This is a genomic window from Pseudoalteromonas sp. S2721 (assembly GCF_005887425.1).
Classification (GTDB): domain Bacteria; phylum Pseudomonadota; class Gammaproteobacteria; order Enterobacterales; family Alteromonadaceae; genus Pseudoalteromonas; species Pseudoalteromonas simplex.
Window position 1 is genome coordinate 38288 of sequence record NZ_PNCZ01000028.1, and the last position, 17835, is coordinate 56122.

14 protein-coding genes are annotated in these 17835 nt (G+C 42.1%); 4 read left to right on the top strand and 10 right to left on the bottom strand.

Annotated features, from left to right (window positions below; all coding sequences use genetic code 11):
- The first annotated feature begins 24 nt into the window (after positions 1 to 24).
- Positions 25 to 1797, top strand: a complete 1773-nt coding sequence (locus CWC02_RS11725; protein ID WP_138618410.1) for an ABC transporter transmembrane domain-containing protein — start codon at positions 25 to 27, stop codon at positions 1795 to 1797.
- Positions 1798 to 1858: 61 nt separating this feature from the next.
- Here the strand turns inward: CWC02_RS11725 and CWC02_RS11730 are convergent, their stop codons facing one another.
- Entirely contained in the window at positions 1859 to 2491 is a 633-nt protein-coding gene (locus tag CWC02_RS11730) for a YiaD family glycine zipper/OmpA-like lipoprotein (protein ID WP_138618412.1), read from the bottom strand.
- A gap of 80 nt (positions 2492 to 2571) precedes the next feature.
- Positions 2572 to 3351: a substrate-binding periplasmic protein gene (locus tag CWC02_RS11735; protein WP_171043843.1), complete on the bottom strand. Its 780-nt coding sequence runs from the start codon at positions 3349 to 3351 to the stop codon at positions 2572 to 2574.
- Positions 3352 to 3471: 120 nt separating this feature from the next.
- Here CWC02_RS11735 and chrA point away from each other — a divergent pair, with 120 nt between their 5' ends.
- Positions 3472 to 4608, top strand: coding sequence for a chromate efflux transporter (gene chrA, locus CWC02_RS11740; protein WP_138618416.1), 1137 nt, complete (start codon positions 3472 to 3474; stop codon positions 4606 to 4608).
- Here chrA and CWC02_RS11745 read toward each other — a convergent pair.
- From CWC02_RS11745 to speA, 4 genes are read right to left on the bottom strand one after another with little or no spacing between them, the layout of a single operon-like run.
- Entirely contained in the window at positions 4605 to 5855 is a 1251-nt protein-coding gene (locus CWC02_RS11745; protein WP_054554419.1) for a mechanosensitive ion channel family protein, read from the bottom strand. The two genes, chrA and CWC02_RS11745, sit on opposite strands and share 4 nt — an antisense overlap.
- Positions 5852 to 6775 (bottom strand): 1-acylglycerol-3-phosphate O-acyltransferase, YihG family, encoded by a 924-nt coding sequence (yihG, locus tag CWC02_RS11750; RefSeq protein ID WP_138618418.1) that lies wholly within the window; start codon positions 6773 to 6775, stop codon positions 5852 to 5854. Before yihG (CWC02_RS11750) ends, CWC02_RS11745 begins: the two co-directional genes overlap by 4 nt.
- Before the next feature lie 28 nt (positions 6776 to 6803).
- Positions 6804 to 7682, bottom strand: a complete 879-nt coding sequence (yihG, locus tag CWC02_RS11755) for a 1-acylglycerol-3-phosphate O-acyltransferase, YihG family (protein ID WP_054554421.1) — start codon at positions 7680 to 7682, stop codon at positions 6804 to 6806.
- A 21-nt stretch (positions 7683 to 7703) separates the two neighbouring features.
- A complete protein-coding gene (speA, locus tag CWC02_RS11760; protein WP_054554514.1) occupies positions 7704 to 9584 on the bottom strand; it encodes a biosynthetic arginine decarboxylase in 1881 nt (626 codons plus the stop codon).
- Between the two features lie 198 nt (positions 9585 to 9782).
- On the opposite strand from speA, the gene speE reads away from it, so the two are divergent.
- Complete coding sequence (gene speE, locus CWC02_RS11765; protein WP_054554422.1) at positions 9783 to 10646, top strand: polyamine aminopropyltransferase; 864 nt, start codon at positions 9783 to 9785, stop codon at positions 10644 to 10646.
- Positions 10647 to 10694: 48 nt separating this feature from the next.
- Here the strand turns inward: speE and CWC02_RS11770 are convergent, their stop codons facing one another.
- The 3 genes from CWC02_RS11770 to CWC02_RS11780 form a co-directional block, all read right to left on the bottom strand.
- Entirely contained in the window at positions 10695 to 12296 is a 1602-nt protein-coding gene (locus CWC02_RS11770; protein WP_138618420.1) for a methyl-accepting chemotaxis protein, read from the bottom strand.
- Positions 12297 to 12369: 73 nt separating this feature from the next.
- A complete protein-coding gene (locus CWC02_RS11775; RefSeq protein WP_138618422.1) occupies positions 12370 to 13599 on the bottom strand; it encodes a hypothetical protein in 1230 nt (409 codons plus the stop codon).
- The gene (locus CWC02_RS11780; RefSeq protein WP_138618424.1) at positions 13586 to 14200 is read right to left on the bottom strand and encodes a methylamine utilization protein; all 615 of its coding nucleotides are present in this window, start codon (positions 14198 to 14200) and stop codon (positions 13586 to 13588) included. The genes CWC02_RS11775 and CWC02_RS11780 overlap by 14 nt, the downstream gene beginning before the upstream one ends.
- A 159-nt stretch (positions 14201 to 14359) precedes the next feature.
- Here CWC02_RS11780 and CWC02_RS11785 point away from each other — a divergent pair, with 159 nt between their 5' ends.
- A complete protein-coding gene (locus tag CWC02_RS11785) occupies positions 14360 to 16402 on the top strand; it encodes a glycoside hydrolase family 97 protein (protein WP_138618426.1) in 2043 nt (680 codons plus the stop codon).
- A gap of 132 nt (positions 16403 to 16534) precedes the next feature.
- Here CWC02_RS11785 and envZ read toward each other — a convergent pair whose 3' ends face one another.
- Complete coding sequence (gene envZ, locus CWC02_RS11790) at positions 16535 to 17830, bottom strand: two-component system sensor histidine kinase EnvZ (protein WP_138618428.1); 1296 nt, start codon at positions 17828 to 17830, stop codon at positions 16535 to 16537.
- Positions 17831 to 17835 lie beyond the last annotated feature (5 nt).

A 17835-nucleotide genomic window follows, 5' to 3' on the forward strand; every position in this document is an offset into this window, starting at 1 on the left:
CCTATTCATCAACAAGAATCTAGCATGTCTACCAATAAAGAAAAGGCCGCATTTAGTAGCCTGTTACCGATTTTAGCTTTTATTAAACCCTATAAATGGGTGGTGTTTGCAGCCCTTGGCGCCTTGCTGCTTACGGCCGGTGTTAACTTATCACTCGGACAAGGCGTTAAATTTGTTATCGACCATGGCTTTATTGCAGGCTCACAAGCTCAGCTTCAACAAGCAGTAATGGTGTTGATTGGTTTAATAAGCTTATTAGCTGTAGGTACTTTTTGTCGCTTTTATTTAATGTCGTGGATTGGTGAGCGAGTCAGTAACGATATCCGTAAAGCCGTGTTTGATCGCATCGTTACATTACACCCGAGCTACTTTGAAGAAAACCGTAGTGGCGAGCTGATGTCGCGCCTGACCACCGACACCACCTTATTGCAATCTATCATTGGTTCCTCTTTTTCAATGGCACTACGTAGTAGTTTAATGCTGATTGGTGGCTTGGCTATGCTACTTATTACCAACCTAAAGCTGACTCTTGTCGTTGTTGCCTGCGTACCAGTAGTATTAGTGCCGATGATGATTTTTGGCCGAAAAGTAAGAAAACTGGCAAGCTCAAGCCAAGATGCCATTGCCGATATCAGCACCTATGCTGGTGAGATCATTCAAAATATTAAAGTAGTGCAAAGTTATAGCCATGAAGAACGTGAAAAAGCAGCATTTAGCGAAGAGACCAACAAGGCGTTTCAAGTAGCGAAGAGCCGAATCAAACAGCGCTCGTTTTTGATTGCAGCGGTGATATTTCTGACCTTTAGTGCTATTAGCGTGATGCTTTGGGTTGGTGGCAGTGACGTATTAGCTGGCACTATGACAGGTGGTGAGCTAGGTGCTTTCGTGTTCTATGCGATTATGGTGGCGATGTCTGTAGCAACCGTTGCCGAAGTGTATGGTGAGCTGCAAAGAGCCGCAGGTGCAGCAGCACGGCTGTTAGAGCTACTTGCCGTTGAAAGCATGATCAAAAGTCCAGATACAAATCATGATGCACAACTTGAAGCAAACAAACTTAATCACCCTGCTATCGAGTTTAATGAGGTATCTTTTCATTACCCTTCAAGGCCAGATAAAGCCGCTTTAAATACGCTGAATTTACAAGTAAAACAAGGTCAAACTCTTGCTATCGTTGGCCCATCGGGGGCTGGTAAAACAACGTTGTTTGAGTTACTGCAGCGCTTTTACGACCCAAGCTCAGGGAGTATTTCGCTGGCAGGAATAAACATAAAAGCACTCTCTCTTGATTGCTTACGCCAGCAAATGGGGATGGTGGCACAAAACCCAATTTTATTTAGCTCAGACGTAATGCATAACATACGTTATGGCAACCCAAGCGCCAGCGACGAGCAAGTATATGCGGCGGCCAAATATGCCCATGCCGATGAGTTTATTAGTCAACTGCCAGATGGTTACCACAGCTTTTTAGGGGAGCAAGGTGTTAGGCTTTCAGGTGGGCAAAAACAACGCATAGTTCTGGCCCGCGCAATATTAAAAGACCCTGCAATTTTATTGCTTGATGAAGCAACCAGTGCACTCGACGCACAAAGTGAGTTTCATGTACAAGCTGCCCTTGAGCATCTAATGAAAGACAGAACAACACTGATCATTGCCCATCGTTTGGCAACGGTTAAACACGCCGATGTGATTGTCGTGATGGATAAAGGAGAAATTATTGCAATGGGTACGCATCAGCAATTGTTTGAGACTAACCCATTGTATAAACAATTGTGCGAATTACAGTTTAATCGAGATTAAGAAGGGAAATGTCAGGTTTGAAAGGGCATATCAAACCTGACCACAAATCTAGATATAAAATCTAACCTTGTGTATTCGGTACGATCTGAATTTCTACGCGGCGGTTTAAAGCTCGGCCATTTACTGAGTCATTGCTTGCCACAGGGCGTGTTTCACCATAGCCTCGTGTGCTGATACGCGCAGACATAATCTGATGATTCACTAAGTAATCTTTTACGCTTTGCGCACGTTGTTGAGATAACGTCATATTGTAGCTATCTTTACCTGTGCTGTCGGTATGACCTTCTACGCTTAAGTAGGTTTTTTCGTATTTATTCATCACCTTAGCAATCGCATCTAAGGTGCTATGAAAGCCCGACGAAATATAAGATTGGTCAGTTGCAAAAGTAATATTTGATGGCATGACTAGACGAATATTGTCGCCTTCACGAACCACTTCAACACCTGAGCCTGCTAGCTCATCGCGAAATGCTTCTTCTTGCTTATCCATATAATCGCCAACGGCTGCACCTGCTAATGCACCAATAGCCGCACCAATGAAGATACGTTTATCATCGTGGTCGCCAGTTGCTTTACCTAGAACGGCACCTGTAGCAGCACCAATCGCAGCGCCTTTACCTGTATTCGTTGTCTCACAACCTGTCAATAAAACGGCTAATACGCCCACTGTTAAAACTGATTTTGTAAAAGTCATGTGTCTCTCCATGGCAATTATTCAAATTGAATTGTTAACAATTATGAATGAACGTCTATGAACAAACTATGAAGAATGGGTTACTTATCGATTGCTACAGCAGTAACCGGAGGTAAGTTATAACTTTTGACCAATTCTGTTAAACGGCCATTGAGGACTAAGGTATTAAGGCGCTCTTGAATTTTTTCGGCTAAACTCAAGCTTGCAAACTGTTTACTTAGGGCAATGTGACCATAAATAACATCTTTATAGCGATAAGGCATTTTTACAATTTCTTGTGAAGGTCGCTGCAAAAAAACGGAGGCATGATCTGCAGTCTCTTCAACAGCAATCACTAAATCAACACGATTTTTTAATAACATCTCAAAAGCATTATGTTCGCTTAAAGCCTCGATTTTAGTGAGGGTTTTATCAGTGTCGAAGCGGGGAAAATGCGCAGCACCTCGCATTACCGCAATGCGCTTACCGACTAGGTCTTGATAATTGTTTATTTTAAGCTCGCTATCAGCTTTTGCATAAAACACGAAAGAAGACGACAGCATCATATACGGCGGGGTAAGAAACTGCATTTTTTGTTCGCGCGCTTCTGTGCGAATAAGGCCGCCCATCACATCCAGCTCATTTTGTTCAAGCATCTTTAAACAACGAGAAAATGGGCAAGCAACATACTCAAACTTAATTGGTAAGCTAGGTTGCATTTCACGCATAATATCAACAATTGCGCCACTCACTTTACCATCATCAGAAATCATGCCATAAGGGGGCGCATGATCAACAGCCACCAACACTTTCTCATAAGAGTTCGCAGATACTAAGCCACTGAAAAAAAATAACAACAAACTTGCAATGTAGTGTTTCATAGTGATACTCATGACTACGTTCACTGGTTCTGTATATTGTAGACGGCCTTGTGTCATAAAAACCACAAAAATGTCATACAATTTTGTCATAATTGAAAAAAAATTACTGTTGGCAAATCAATGTTATTCATCATATTTAAGCAATTCTTTTTATTAGGCTGTATGAGCTTTGGTGGCCCTGCAGCACACCTTGGTTACTTCAAACGCCACTTTGTTGATAATTTAAAATGGCTTTCTGCTGAACGCTATGCCCAACTGATTAGCCTTAGCCAAGCATTACCGGGCCCAGGTTCGAGTCAAGTTAGCTTTGCGATGGGGGTTGAAAAAGGAGGCGTATTGGGTGGCCTGTGCGCTTTTATTGGGTTTACCCTACCCTCATTTTTAATCATGTTTTTTCTGGCTCTAAGCGCTCATCAATTTGGTGATATATACTTTGCAGTAATTGCTGGGCTAAAACTCTTTGCAGTAGTGATTGTTGCCGATGCAACCTATAGCATGGCAATGAGCTTTTGCAAAAACCACTTACATAAACTTATAGCAGTGCTAAGTACTGTTGTATTGATTATTTTCTCACAATTATCGAGCCAAATTTTAGTACTTATTGCAGCAGCGGCTATAGGTTGGTGCTATCCACAACTTAAACTCCCTGAAAGCCAAGAGCAAAAATCAGTGAAAATTGCTTGGTTACCACTTGGCTTATTTGCCATCTTGTTATTAATTAGTTTTTTACCTTTCGGTGAATGGCTTTCTTTGTTTGCCCCATTTTATCAAACTGGCGCTATGGTCTTTGGTGGCGGTCACGTTGTGTTACCTATTTTACAAGCTGGTGTACCGAGCCTTGAAACTGAGCAGTTTTTATCGGCTTATGCCAGTGCCCAAGCCATACCTGGACCGATGTTTACTATCGCTACTTATTTGGGAGCACAAGTTACACCAAGCATTCCACTTGTAGGTGCTATTGTCGCGACCATCCTGATTTTCTTACCGGGTTTTTTGTTGATGTTAGCCTTTATGAAAAGCTGGTTACAGTTAGCAGATAAGCCACGCTTTGCAGGCAGTATCGCAGCTCTAAATGCCGCTGTAGTGGGGTTTTTAGCCGCTGCTCTTTATTCACCGATTTGGCAATCGGCAGTGCAAAATCTATGGCAAGTAGCTTTAGTCATTGCAGCATTTACATGGCTAAGAATGGCAAAGCCACCTATTTGGTGGCTTTTGTTAGGCTTTATTACGATTAGCTTATTGATTGGTCAGCTTTAAGCTTTCTCACGTGGAGGATTAGCTACCTTGATACTAGGCTTTAAGCCAGTTTGGGCTTCGCTTGTGCTCAACTGACCCGTAACACTTTGATAAGGTCTAAGCCCAAAAATAGGCAGTACAGCAAGTAGATGATCCATGATCTCTGCTTGCAAGTGCTCGTATGAAATCCAGCGCTTATCCTCACTAAAGCAATAAAACTCAATAGGTAAACCATGATTTATTGGTTGCAGCTCTCGCACCATTAAAGTTAAATCACGATTAATTTTTTCATGTTGCTTTAAGTAACCTTCAGCATAACGTCTAAATAAGCCAAGATTTGTTACTGGGTTAGGTAAATTTGCTACTCGTATGTAGTCATGCAAAGGAATTGCATCATCAATTTGCTCTCGAAAAGCATCATCCACCAAACGAATACTATTCATATCAATGTTTAAAGAACGCTTGATACGACGACCACCTGACTCTTGCATACCACGCCAGTTTTTAAATGACCCTGCAACTAACATGTAAGTTGGAATGGTTGTAATCGTGTTATCCCAGTTACGCACTTTTACTGTATTTAAACCAAGGTCGATAACTTCACCGTCTGCGCCATAGCTATCCACTTGGATCCAATCACCGTAAGTTACTAGTCGATTTGCCGCAATTTGAATACTGGCGACAAAACCCAAAATGGTATCTTTAAATACGAGTAAGGTCACCGCCGCTATCGCACCAAAGCCAGACAAAATATAAGTTGGCGACTTCTCTAGCAAAATGCTCACAATGAGAATGGCGCAAACCATAAAGGTGATAAGTTTTACAACTTGGATCAAGCCCTGAATCGGAATATCGCGCGCAAAATCAAGCTGGTTATAAATACCACCAGCAATGCTCACCACACTACTTAAAATGAAGCCACCGTAAATGATCAGTGCAATTTGACCCACCGTTTTAAGTACTAATGCAGCGACATCATGAACTGGATAAACATAATCGAAGGTCGCTAAATAAAGTACACAGCACAATATCCCTGCAAAACGACGGTTTAACTTATTGAGCATAGGTGTGAGCGCACCAATACGCTCAGGAGACAGGCGTGTAACAACCTTTTGAATACCCGGCAGTAATAAGCGACGGGTAAACATGTAAATTATTAGTAATGAGCCAACACCGATAGCTGTAGCGGTTAATGCACTTATTAGCGCCGCGTCTGGCATTGATTCAAACCAAGGCATCACCAACTCTTGTAGGTGAGTTTGCTTCATGGCGCTTCAATCTCCTTATTGATGGTAGCAAGGTACTCAGCTTGCTGAGCTTGGTGATAAGTTAGTAGCTGAGCATCTTTTTGTAACCACAACTCATTAATATGTTGTTGGAAAGCCGTTCTAAATGCACGGTCATGCTGATAATCACCAATCATCTCTGCGCTAATTGCTTGCACTTGCACTTCAACTTTAATCACGTTTAAACGGCCACGCATAAGGTTACGGCAAATATGGTCGCCCTCCCCCTGATAAATAATCGAGGTATTTAATAATGCATCAAATTGCTCACCTAACACCTCAAGAGCAAATGCTATACCGCCTGCTTTGGGCTTTAAAAGGTAAGTAAACGGACTATTTTGCTTACTGTGCTTTTGACTTGTAAAGCGCGTGCCTTCAACAAAGTTAATGATTGTTGTTGGGTGATTACGAAAATCACGACAGCTACGTTTGGTGCGCTCAACATCAAGCCCTTTCAGCTTAGGATTTTTTGCCAGTTGCGCTTTGCTCACCCGCTTCATAAAAGGCATACCCATAGCCCATGCGCCAGTGCCAATGAATGGCACATACTTCAGCTCATCTTTTAAGAAAAACTTTGGCGCGGGTAAAACATCGATTGCACTCAGAACAACAATGTCTAGCCAGCTCATATGATTAGAGATAAGTAAGTACCAACCATCTGTAGTAACTTTACCTTTAATATCAATTTCAATTACTGGGCAACCTAACCACAAGGCAAAGCGGTTACCTTTACACCAACCGCGATAAGCTAAATGAAGAATATCGCTAACCACCTTAAATGGCAGTAGTAACTTAAGCACACCAAGCAGCAGCACCAGCGTGCCCCAAATAATCACATTAGCAAACAAGACAATACTAACTAGAACGCCTGTTAACCAATTTGGTAAAAATTTCTTTAACATATGTGTGCTCTCGACTGCGTTAGCAATACTACTGCGTTTTAGCTTCTAATTCGGCTAACTGTTGATTTTTTTCTTCCCAAATTCGATTTAGCTCAGCTTGAAAGTTAACTCTAAACTCTGCATCGCCCGTATAATCCCCAATCAAATTTGGACTCACTTCCATCACTTCTACTCGCACATCGACTTGCTTTACTCGACCACTAGCAAAGTCCACAAAGCTAGGAATACCACCAGGGTAATGAATGGTTACATTCACTACTTTGGAAATTTGTTCACCCATTGCTTGCATAACAAACGCAACCCCGCCCGCTTTCGGCTTTAATAGGTGCTCAAAAGGACTATTTTGGCGAGAATGCTTTTGCTCAGTAAAACGCGTACCTTCAACAAAGTTAACAATACTCACTGGCATTTCTTTAAACTTTTCACAGGCTTTGCGCGTGGTTTCTAAGTCTTTGCCACGCAATTTAGGGTTTTTCTTTAACTGGGCTTTACTCGTACGAGTCATGAATGGGAAATCCAACGCCCACCATGCAAGACCCAAGAAAGGAACGTATATCAGCTCTTTTTTCAAGAAAAAGTTTAAAAACGGAATACGGCGATTAAACAGACGTTGCATAACAACGATATCGACCCAGCTTTGATGATTCGCGATCACCAAGTACCAGTCTTTCGCTTTTAACTGCTCAAGACCTGTCACGTTCAGATTATATGAAGCAAATATGTTTTGGTTGATGCTGTTGCAACTCACCCACATAGTGGCGCATTGCTTAGCAATCCAACTCATTAATTTTTGCAATGGCTTGATTGGAATAAGCTTTATGAGGCCACAAATAAAAATAGGCACAAACCAAAAAAGGGTATTGAGGGTGTAAAATAAAAAACTGAACACACAACGGATCATCGACATTACTACTTATTCCTTTAACGCTTAATCTTCAAAATACGTATAGCCAGCAAGGCCTGCATTTAGTTCTGATAAATATTGTGCCTTAGATTGCTCATCAATTGCCAGTGAGTTGACCCGTTTTGCAAAGTTTTCAGCAAGAATCTCGCTATCATAATCAACAAACTTTAATACGTCCTTAACACTGTCACCTTTAATGGCATTAGTCAGTTGATAGCCTGCTTCTGTAAGCTCAACATGCACTGAATCTGTATCGCCGAACAGGTTATGTAAATCACCTAAAATCTCTTGATACGCACCCACTAAAAACATTGCAATATGGTATTGCTGACCTTGCTTGTACTCAGGAATAGGTAAGCTGCTCTCTATGCCTGTGCCTTCGACATAATCACGAATTTGCCCATCTGAGTCACAGGTAATGTCTTGAATAATGGCGCGCTGTGTTAATGGCTGATGCAAGTTTTCAACTGGCATGACAGGGAATAACTGCCCAATCCCCCAGACATCGGGGAGTGACTGAAATAATGAGAAGTTAACGAAGAGCTTATCGGCAAGTTTCTCGTTTAAATCGTCTAACACTTCTCGATGTGAACGGGCATTCTCACTAAGTGATGCACGAACACGATGTAAAATTGTGAAATACAACTGCTCGAGCTTCGCCCACTCAAGCATAGTGAGTAGGCCATGCACATATTGGTCATGGGCTTCACTGAATAGATGCATTGCATCATGATAAATTTCCAACGCCATACGCGGTGTTAAACGCTGTAAACACTGCCACATTTCATCTAGTACCAATACACTGCCTGCCTCTGGCGCCGTTGGATTTGCATGGTTTGGCGCACGCTCAACATCAATAACATCTGTAATTAATACCGCGTGGTGCGCTGTTAACGCACGGCCTGACTCGGTAATAATGGCAGGGTGTTTAAGGTCATGTTGCTGACACACTTCAGCAAACGCATTAACTACATTACGCGCATATTCTTCAACACTGTAGTTCATTGAACACGAACTACGTGACCCAGAGCCTTCGTAATCAACACCTAAACCGCCACCGACATCCACGGTATTAAGTGGTACGCCTAACTGTGTTAACTCTGCAAAGTGACGAGCACATTCACGCAGTGCGCGATGAATATCGCGGATATTGGCAATTTGCGAGCCGATGTGGAAATGCACTAGTTGCATTAAATGAAGTTTATTGCGCGATTTAAGCAGCTCAACCGCAGATAGCACTTGCCCTGCTGTTAAACCAAACTTACCTTTTTCGCCACCGGTATTCTGCCATTTCCCCTTACCAACCGAGTTTAAGCGAATACGAATCCCAATTGATGGCTCGATGCCTAGATCATCAATTTCTGCCAATAGAGTAGTTAGCTCAGAAAGTTTTTCTACAACAATATGAACCTTATGACCCATACCTTGGCCAATACAGGCTAAGCGTAAAAACTCACTGTCTTTATAACCATTACAAACGATGGTAATTGGCTCTTGTGCTACACCTAAAATAGCCATCAGCTCAGGTTTTGAGCCGGCTTCAAGGCCCACTAAACCACTTGGGTGAGCAAGTAGTTTACTGACCACAGAACGCTGTTGATTAACTTTAATTGGATAAACACAGGTATAACTACCTTGGTATTCACGGGCATTTCGTGCTTTGGTAAATGCGCTAGTCAGCGTTTCAACGCGATTTTGTAAGATATCGGTAAAACGCACTAAAACAGGTAGGGTAAGACCTTGCTTTTTAAATTGCTCAGTCAGTTCAGATAAAGACACCGCGGCTTTAGTTTGATCGCCATCTGGGTAAGCCACCAGCTCACCTTGTGCGTTAATGTCAAAGTAACCGTCACTCCAGTGAGCAACATTGTATGTTTCGCGTGCTTTATCTAAACCCCAAGTCATGGCAATGTCTTCTGTAAATTCATTAAATATAAACGCACATTTTAATACGCTAGGGCTGACCACGCTAACAAAAATTGCGCTGTATGCCAAAGTGATAAAAAATATTCGCTATACTGATTAAAATTTGATTGAGCAATTAGCCAAGCACTGGCAGAATTGCACCCCTTTTTTACCATTAACCAAAAGTGTATAAGCAAGATGGCTAATTTAGATCAAAATAACTGGTTCACTGAAATTAGTGACCGTGATGGTAGTGCCTTTTCATTACGCATTACTAAGAAGCTTGATGAACAGCAATCGCCATTTCAAAAAGTAGAAATGTACGAAACAACTGACTTCGGTAATCTGATGATTATTGACGGTTGTACTATGGTAAGTAGCCGTGAAAACTTTTTTTACCACGAGATGATCAGCCATCCGGCATTGCTTGCACACCCAAATCCAAAAAATGTTGTGATCATTGGTGGTGGTGACTGCGGTACTTTACGCGAAGTATTAAAACACCCAAGTGTTGAAAACGTAACGCAAATTGATATCGACGAAGTCGTGACACAAATGTCACTTAAATACTTCCCTGAGCTGTGTGAATCAAATCAAGATCCGCGTGCTACAGTGATGTTTGATGACGGCATCAAGTACATGCGCGAAGCAGCGCCAGAATCAATCGATGTAGTAATTGTTGATGGTACAGATCCAGTTGGCCCAGGCGAAGGTTTATTTAACCACGCTTTCTATACCAGCTGTTTAACTGCACTTCGCCCGGGTGGCATCTTAATTCAGCAAAGTGAATCGCCACTTATGCACATGCCACTTTTAGTTGAAATGCGTGATGCAATGACTGAAGTGGGCTTTGTTGACTTACAAACGCTGCCTTTCCCACAACCAATTTATCCAAGTGGTTTATGGTCTGTAACGCTTGCTCGTAAGTCAGAAGCGTTCGCTGGTTTTCGTGAAGATGATGCCAATAAACTTGCGCAAAGCACTGAATACTATAATGCAGGTATTCACCACGGTGCATTAGCCACACCTAATTATATGAAACGTGCTTTCGAGAAAAAGTAAGCGTTTTGACTAAATGAAAAAAGGGCTCATTGAGCCCTTTTTGTTGTATTAAACCTTAAATCTATTAACTAACTGATTCAGTTCGTCAGTAAGCTGATTCATACGGTTAGCGACCTCTTGTGTTGAACTCGCTAACCCGCCTCCATGTTGGGTTTGATCGTTTAGATCAGACAGGTTTTGACTAATTTCATCTGCCACAGCAGTTTGCTCTTCAGTTGCTTGTGCTGTTTGCATCGCCATATCATTTACTTTGACCGATGATTCTTGCATCGAGTTAAGTATATCGTTAGTTTGGGTAAACGATTCTACTGCTTCATCAGCAAAACGCTTACCACTATTAATCGCCTGTAAGGATTGCTCAACACTGGCTGCAAATTGCTCAACCATAGTTTGAATATCATTAGTGCTTTCTTGGGTCCGAGTTGCTAGGGTACGAACCTCATCTGCAACCACCGCAAAACCTCGCCCTTGCTCACCAGCTCGCGCAGCTTCAATTGCAGCATTGAGTGCAAGTAAGTTAGTTTGCTCAGCTATAGCGCGAATAACTTCAAGCACTTTAGCAATGTTGTCTGAGCTTTGTTGCAGTTCAGTGGAACGTTGGCTGGCATGTTCCATATTATCTGACAAGGCAACAATTTTTCGACTCGAGTTATCAACCGCAGCCAAGCCTTGTTTAGCCAGTTGCTGTGAGTTGTCAGCTTCATGGGATGAGTTTTGTGCCACACCTGCAACCTCACGACTTGCAACGCTCATTTCATGTACTGCACTAACTATTGATTCAGATGCTTGGCTAAGCTTTTGATTTATTTGATGGTTCTGATTAGCAAAATTATCAAGGTCACGACCTAAATTATGCAGCTCTTTAGCCTGTCCAAGTATGTCTTTGATAAGTTGTTGTAGGTTATCTAAAAACCCGTTAAAAGCCGTCGCAAGTTCTGCAAACTCGTCTTGTGTTTTTACATTGATACGGCCTGTTAAATCACCATCTCCCGACGCAATCTCATTAATTCGCTCTGTCACAAAGTTAATCTGCTTCGTGAGTTGTCGAGGTACATAATAGCTAAACCAACCAGCGACAAGTAAAACGATAGCGATCATTATCATTAGTTTAACTTTAAAGCTGATAACACCATCCATTAACTTCTCAGTTTCAGATTTTGATGTTTTATCTGCTGCTTCGCCTGCTTTATCTAAAATATCCCTCAGTGCTGAAAATGTTTGTTCAGCAATCTGCTTTTTTTCACTGTTTTGTGGGTCATTGATAAAGTTTTTTGATGCCGAATACCATGAATCAAATGCGCTATCAAAATGACTAAACCGGTCGACTACCTCGGTGTAAGGTGACATGTAAGACAAGTATTGCCCAAAGCGCTCTTTAACTTGCTCGGCATTTTCTTGATGTTCATTTAGATAAGTTTTATCTGTGTTACTGCTTGTAACAAGAGTAAGCTCGGCAACCTTTGCTTGGTAAATATCTCTATCAGCATTAACAACGACCGAAATCGCATTCAAAAATCGTTCTGATTGCGCGTCAACAGCTTGTTTTTGCAAACTGATAAGATAAGTGTAGCCTGCAATTAGAATAAGAATGGCAATGCCTAACAAAATAATCGGTAGGGAACTTTTAACGCGAATGCTTTGTAAATTCATACATTTTCCTAATTAAAAATCGAAACCAGCATGCTTATTGAATCTTAGCTGAAAAATATAAAACTGTATGAAATTAAAAGTGCCAACTCGCTGAAAGCTGAAATTGCTGCTGCGAGTTATGCTCATTAAATCCCATACCGGGTCTGTTTTGAGCGTCACTGCTCAGCACTGAATATTCAGCACCTACTTGCCACTTGGTTGACAGTTGATAACGCCAACTTGCGGTTAAAGCTTCTCCACGACTTTGGTTAGGATCAAATTGCCAATCATCATGATCGCTAACCTTGAAATAATCATACCTAATTGTGAGACGATGCTGGTCTAACTTGTGGCTTAATAAAACAAAATGGCTATAAAAATCATTGTCTACCCCACGATTTGTACCCATCGCAGTTTTACCATCAAGGAGCTGTACAATAATGCGTGTTTGCTTATTAAACTTATACAACCATGCCGCGCTTAAAAAACGTGTATCCCACGCATATTGACCAGTACGGGTATTCAAAGCACCTGGATCGCCATTGTTGTCATAATAATAGACACGTAATTGTGATTTTTTTTGATAATCCCAATGAGCGCCAACGTAATAGCCAAAGCGCCCATCGACTTCTTCGAAAGGCTCCACGTGCTCGGCTTGCTTATCTAGCTGCGACCATTCAAATGAACGTGGAACAGCAAAATCAATTTGTTCATTGAACGTAGTCTGCCTGTCATGCATAGCAAAGCCACGCCATGACAGCAACGTCCCAGCAGGATCGTTGCCTTTAAAAACCGCAGCAAAGCCTTCAAAACTATGATTACTTCTAAATTGCCTACCTGGGCGCTTGATGTTTGCCTCTAAACCAAAGGCCCGCACTTCTTCGCCAATCCAAGTATTAATCGCAGAATTAGTGTAGTTATAAGGTGACATCCAGCCATTTTGCGGGTTCTCAAGCGACATTTTGGGATAAAAGCCACCTCCTTTCACTGTCCATTTATAACGACTAGCTGTAAGAGGCTGATATTGCAAATAAGCCTGAGTTAAACCAACTGTTAGTTCTGGATCAGGGTGAGCGTTAAGTACTGTGTGCGCAGACCAATCGCTATTTAACTCAAAACGACTACTCAGCATAGCTTGGGATATCACAACACCATCATGCTCTTGGTCATAACGGTATAAGCCAATTCCTTTACGCTGATAGCTAGCTAGTTGGTCACCACGCACAGCCGAAACAGTTACCAGACCATCATGCTCAGCATATACCACTGCAGGCAACCCAAAAACACTCGCCAATAGCAAGGCTTGCCATTTATTCATAATCATCAAACTCGTCACTGCTTAGTTCTAATTTTGGTAATAAGTTTTGCTTTAACTGATAGCTCACCGACTTTGCATTGTTCGTTATCTCGATAGTTTCTGGTGTACTGATATCATTAAAGCGGTCATGCCAAACAGCCAAAGTAAACTTACTTTCAGGTAAGCTTAATTCAACCATACCTTGATCATCTGTTTGCCCATAAATCCCACCATCGACGACCACAATGTAACCCAGCATCCAGTCATGAATGTTACAGCCAAGCTCAACAACCCCCGATTGTGCAAAGTTAATCGGTTTTTCGGGTTTATCGTGGTAAAGCTTTAACTCAAATTGCTTTGTTTTAGAAAATGAATAAACGTGGTGCATGATTGAATCAAGGTTAGGAAATTCAACATTTGCCCCTTGTGGCACTGCCAGCACATGAGGCACAAAGGCACGTTCTTTTTGGCTCATGGTATAGTGACTATCAGCAACAGCAAGCTGTTTTGAACCTTTGAGCCAAACCACGGCATTCTTGACTGGCTGATTCTGCTTATCAACTATCTGTATTTGCTGTGCCAATAAACTTTGACTAAACAATAGTAGCAACAGGGTTATTCTTATCATTTTGCTTAACCTTTTTAGGTGCAGGGCTGATATCGCAGCGTTCACTTTGTTGAATACGTATGCAGATCTCTCGTATTAACCGGCAAGTCACTTTATGCTTTAAGGATGTATGAGAATACGTGACAACAATCCATAACCATAAGCCGCCAAGGAACAATAATGCGATTAACTGCCTTAATGTTAGCAGCCTTTTCAGGTACTTGCCTAGCACAAACCACAACCGTCAGTTCACCTGATGGGCAGATCAAAGTAACTATCTCAGATGAGCAACACACACCTAGCTACGAAATCAGCTTTGCAGGTAAACAAGTCATTGCTAACTCTTCGTTAGGCCTTGTTTTTAAACAACAACCAGCAATGAGCGAAGGTTACAAAATTAGCAGCCAAACCACTGATTCGGTAAAAAGCAGCTGGGAGCAACCTTGGGGTGAGCGCCAAACAGTAGTTGATAACCATAACGAAGTCGCTGTTACTTTTAAAAAACCACAACCACAAGGTGGCACGTTTACGGTACGTTTTCGCGCTTTTAATGATGGTGTAGGTTTTCGATACGAATTACCAAAACAAGCTGGCTATGATGATGTAGAAATCACTAAAGAACTTACAGAGTTTGCTATTACAGACTCATCAGATGCAACTGCATGGTGGATACCAGCTCGTGGTTGGAACCGTTATGAGTATGTTTATAACACCACTCCACTTCATAAAGCAGCACTTGTGCACACACCATTTACTATAAAAAATAAAGAGGGTGTGCATATCAGTATTCACGAAGCTGCCCTTGTTGATTATGCAGGCATGGTGTTAAATCAACGTCGTGATGGTACCTTCCAAGCCGATTTAACACCTTGGTCAGACGGTGTAGCGGTTAAAAAGCACGGCGCATTTAATACTCCTTGGCGTACAATTCAAATTGGTGATGAAGCCGTTGATTTAATCAACTCAGATATCATCTTAAACCTAAATGAGCCAAATAAGCTGGGTGATGTATCTTGGGTTAAACCGGGTAAATACGTAGGTATTTGGTGGGGTATGCACATCAATGAAAATACTTGGGGTAGCGGTAAAATTCATGGTGCAACCACTGCAAACACGAAATATTACATGGACTTCGCTGCTAAATATGGCTTCGATGGCGTGCTAGTCGAAGGCTGGAATATTGGCTGGGATGGCGACTGGTTCTATAACGGTGACGTTTTTAGCTTTACACAACCTTATGACGACTTTGATATTGAAGAGCTGACACGTTACGGCAAAGAAAAAGGCGTACAATTAATCGGTCACCACGAAACGTCGGGTAACGTGACTAACTACCGTAACCAAATGGAAGATGCATTTGCGTTATACGAAAAATCAAATGTAAGCCAAGTTAAAACAGGTTATGTCGCCGACGGTGGTAACATCAAGCGTATCGATGAAAATGGTATTGTACGCAAAGAGTGGCACGATGGTCAGTTCATGGTTAATGAATACCTACACAACGTAAAACTTGCTGCAAAACATAAAATTAGTATCAACACGCATGAGCCTGTGAAAGATACCGGCCTACGTCGTACATACCCGAACTGGATTGCTCGTGAAGGTGCCCGTGGTCAAGAGTTTAACGCATGGGGTACACCGCCGAATCCACCAGAGCATATTCCAATGCTAGCTTTCACGCGTATGCTTGCAGGCCCAATGGACTTTACGCCAGGTATTTTTGATATGGGCTTTAACGGTTTAGGTGCTGATACCAACCGCCCACAAACAACCCTAGCGAAGCAATTAGCGCTATACGTTGTAATGTACAGCCCAATTCAAATGGCGGCAGATTTACCACGTAATTATTTAGCGAAGCCAGATGCATTCCAGTTTATTCAGGATGTACCAACTGATTGGCAACAAAGTATTGCACTACAAGGTGAAGTTGGCGATTTCGTTGTATTTGTACGTAAAGAACGCAAGCGTGATCAATACTCAGGTAACGACTGGTATCTAGGTGCTGTTACAGACGAAAAAGCCCGCACTTTAGAAGTGAAGTTAGACTTCTTAGATAAAGGTAAAAAGTTTGAAGCGCAAATCTACCGCGACGGTGACAAAGCTGAATGGGTAAATAACCCTTACGACTTAAAAGTAGAAAAACGCATAGTGACTGCTGATGATAAGCTAACGTTAAAGCTTGCCACCAGCGGCGGTACAGCGATTCGTTTTAAAGCAATCTAAGCTAAAAGCTGTTAGTTTAAGCTTCAAGTAAAAAGAGCGCGGCATTTGATGTCGCGCTTTTTTATTGCCATAAAAAAGCAGCCCACTCGGGCTGCTTGAAACTTATAGCTTAAGGCTTAAAGCTAAATACTTTTAAAAAGGCAAATAGATTTGCGCGCTGAGGCCACCTTCTGGGCGATTAAGTAGTTGTACTCGGCCGCCGTGCATATCGACAATACGTTTAATTATCGCAAGGCCTAAGCCACTGCCTTCGCTACCGCGAGCGGCATCACCTTGTTTAAACGGTTCAAATACAGTTTCAAGTTCGCTTTCAGGGATCCCCGGGCCATGATCGTTAACCACGACCATAGCAAACTTTTTATTACTGCTCACGCGGGTTTCAACCTCTATATCACCATCTGAATAGCGAATTGCGTTTTCAATCATATTAGTAACAACACGCTTTATTGCTACCATACTCACTGGCACTTCACTTAAGCTCGGGTTTTCTTTAAAGGTAATAGTGCGGTGATGTTTTTGTTCAGCTTCGACAACTTCTGACACAATCGCGTTCAAGTCTTCTAGCTCAAGCTCTTCACGTTTATGGTGGCGTAAATATTCAATGAATTGGTCGATAATGGCATTCATGTCTTCAATATCATGAATGATCCCTTCACGCAGGTAATCTTCATCGTCCGACATCATTTCGGTGGCAAGGCGAATTCGTGTAAGCGGCGTGCGCAAGTCATGAGAGACACCTGCCATTAATAACCGACGGTCGTTCTCAAGAGCTGCAATACCACGCGACATTTGGTTAAACGCACGGGTTACTTCAATGACTTCTGTAGAACCTTGTTCTTCTAATTTGGTAGAAAAGTCACCTACCCCTACTTTAACAGCGGCTTGTTGCAGTGCTTTTAAAGGTCTATTTAGATGGCGGGCAAACAACCAACCACCGAGCACACTTAAAAAGCCAATACTCGATAAATAAAAGGTTAAGAATTTTAGGTTGTTTTCTTGCAGGCCGGTGAGCGGCACGCGCACCCAATAACCCGGTGCTTGTGGAGCTTCAACCCAATAAACAAGTGGGTCGGTTTGGCTAATACGTACCCGAGCAGAACCATTGAGCTCTTTCGACATACTGCGCGATAACATTGAGTACTCACGAGTTTCAGCCAAACCCTGACTCATTGCTTGGCGCTGGGTCATGACCTCGATGCCGGTGATCTCAAAAAACTTGTCTGAGGCTTCCTTGCTTACCTCAACCCCTTCTTCCCATTCAATAAACACGGTTTTCACCTGTTTAGATAGGATCAGGTTTACTTGTTCTATAGTTGGTTTAACAACATAAAAACTGACCGTGATATAAGAGACAATTTGATTGATTAACAGCAGGGCTGCAACCAAAAATACCGTTTGTCCAAACGCACTACGTGGAAACATGCCCATTACTG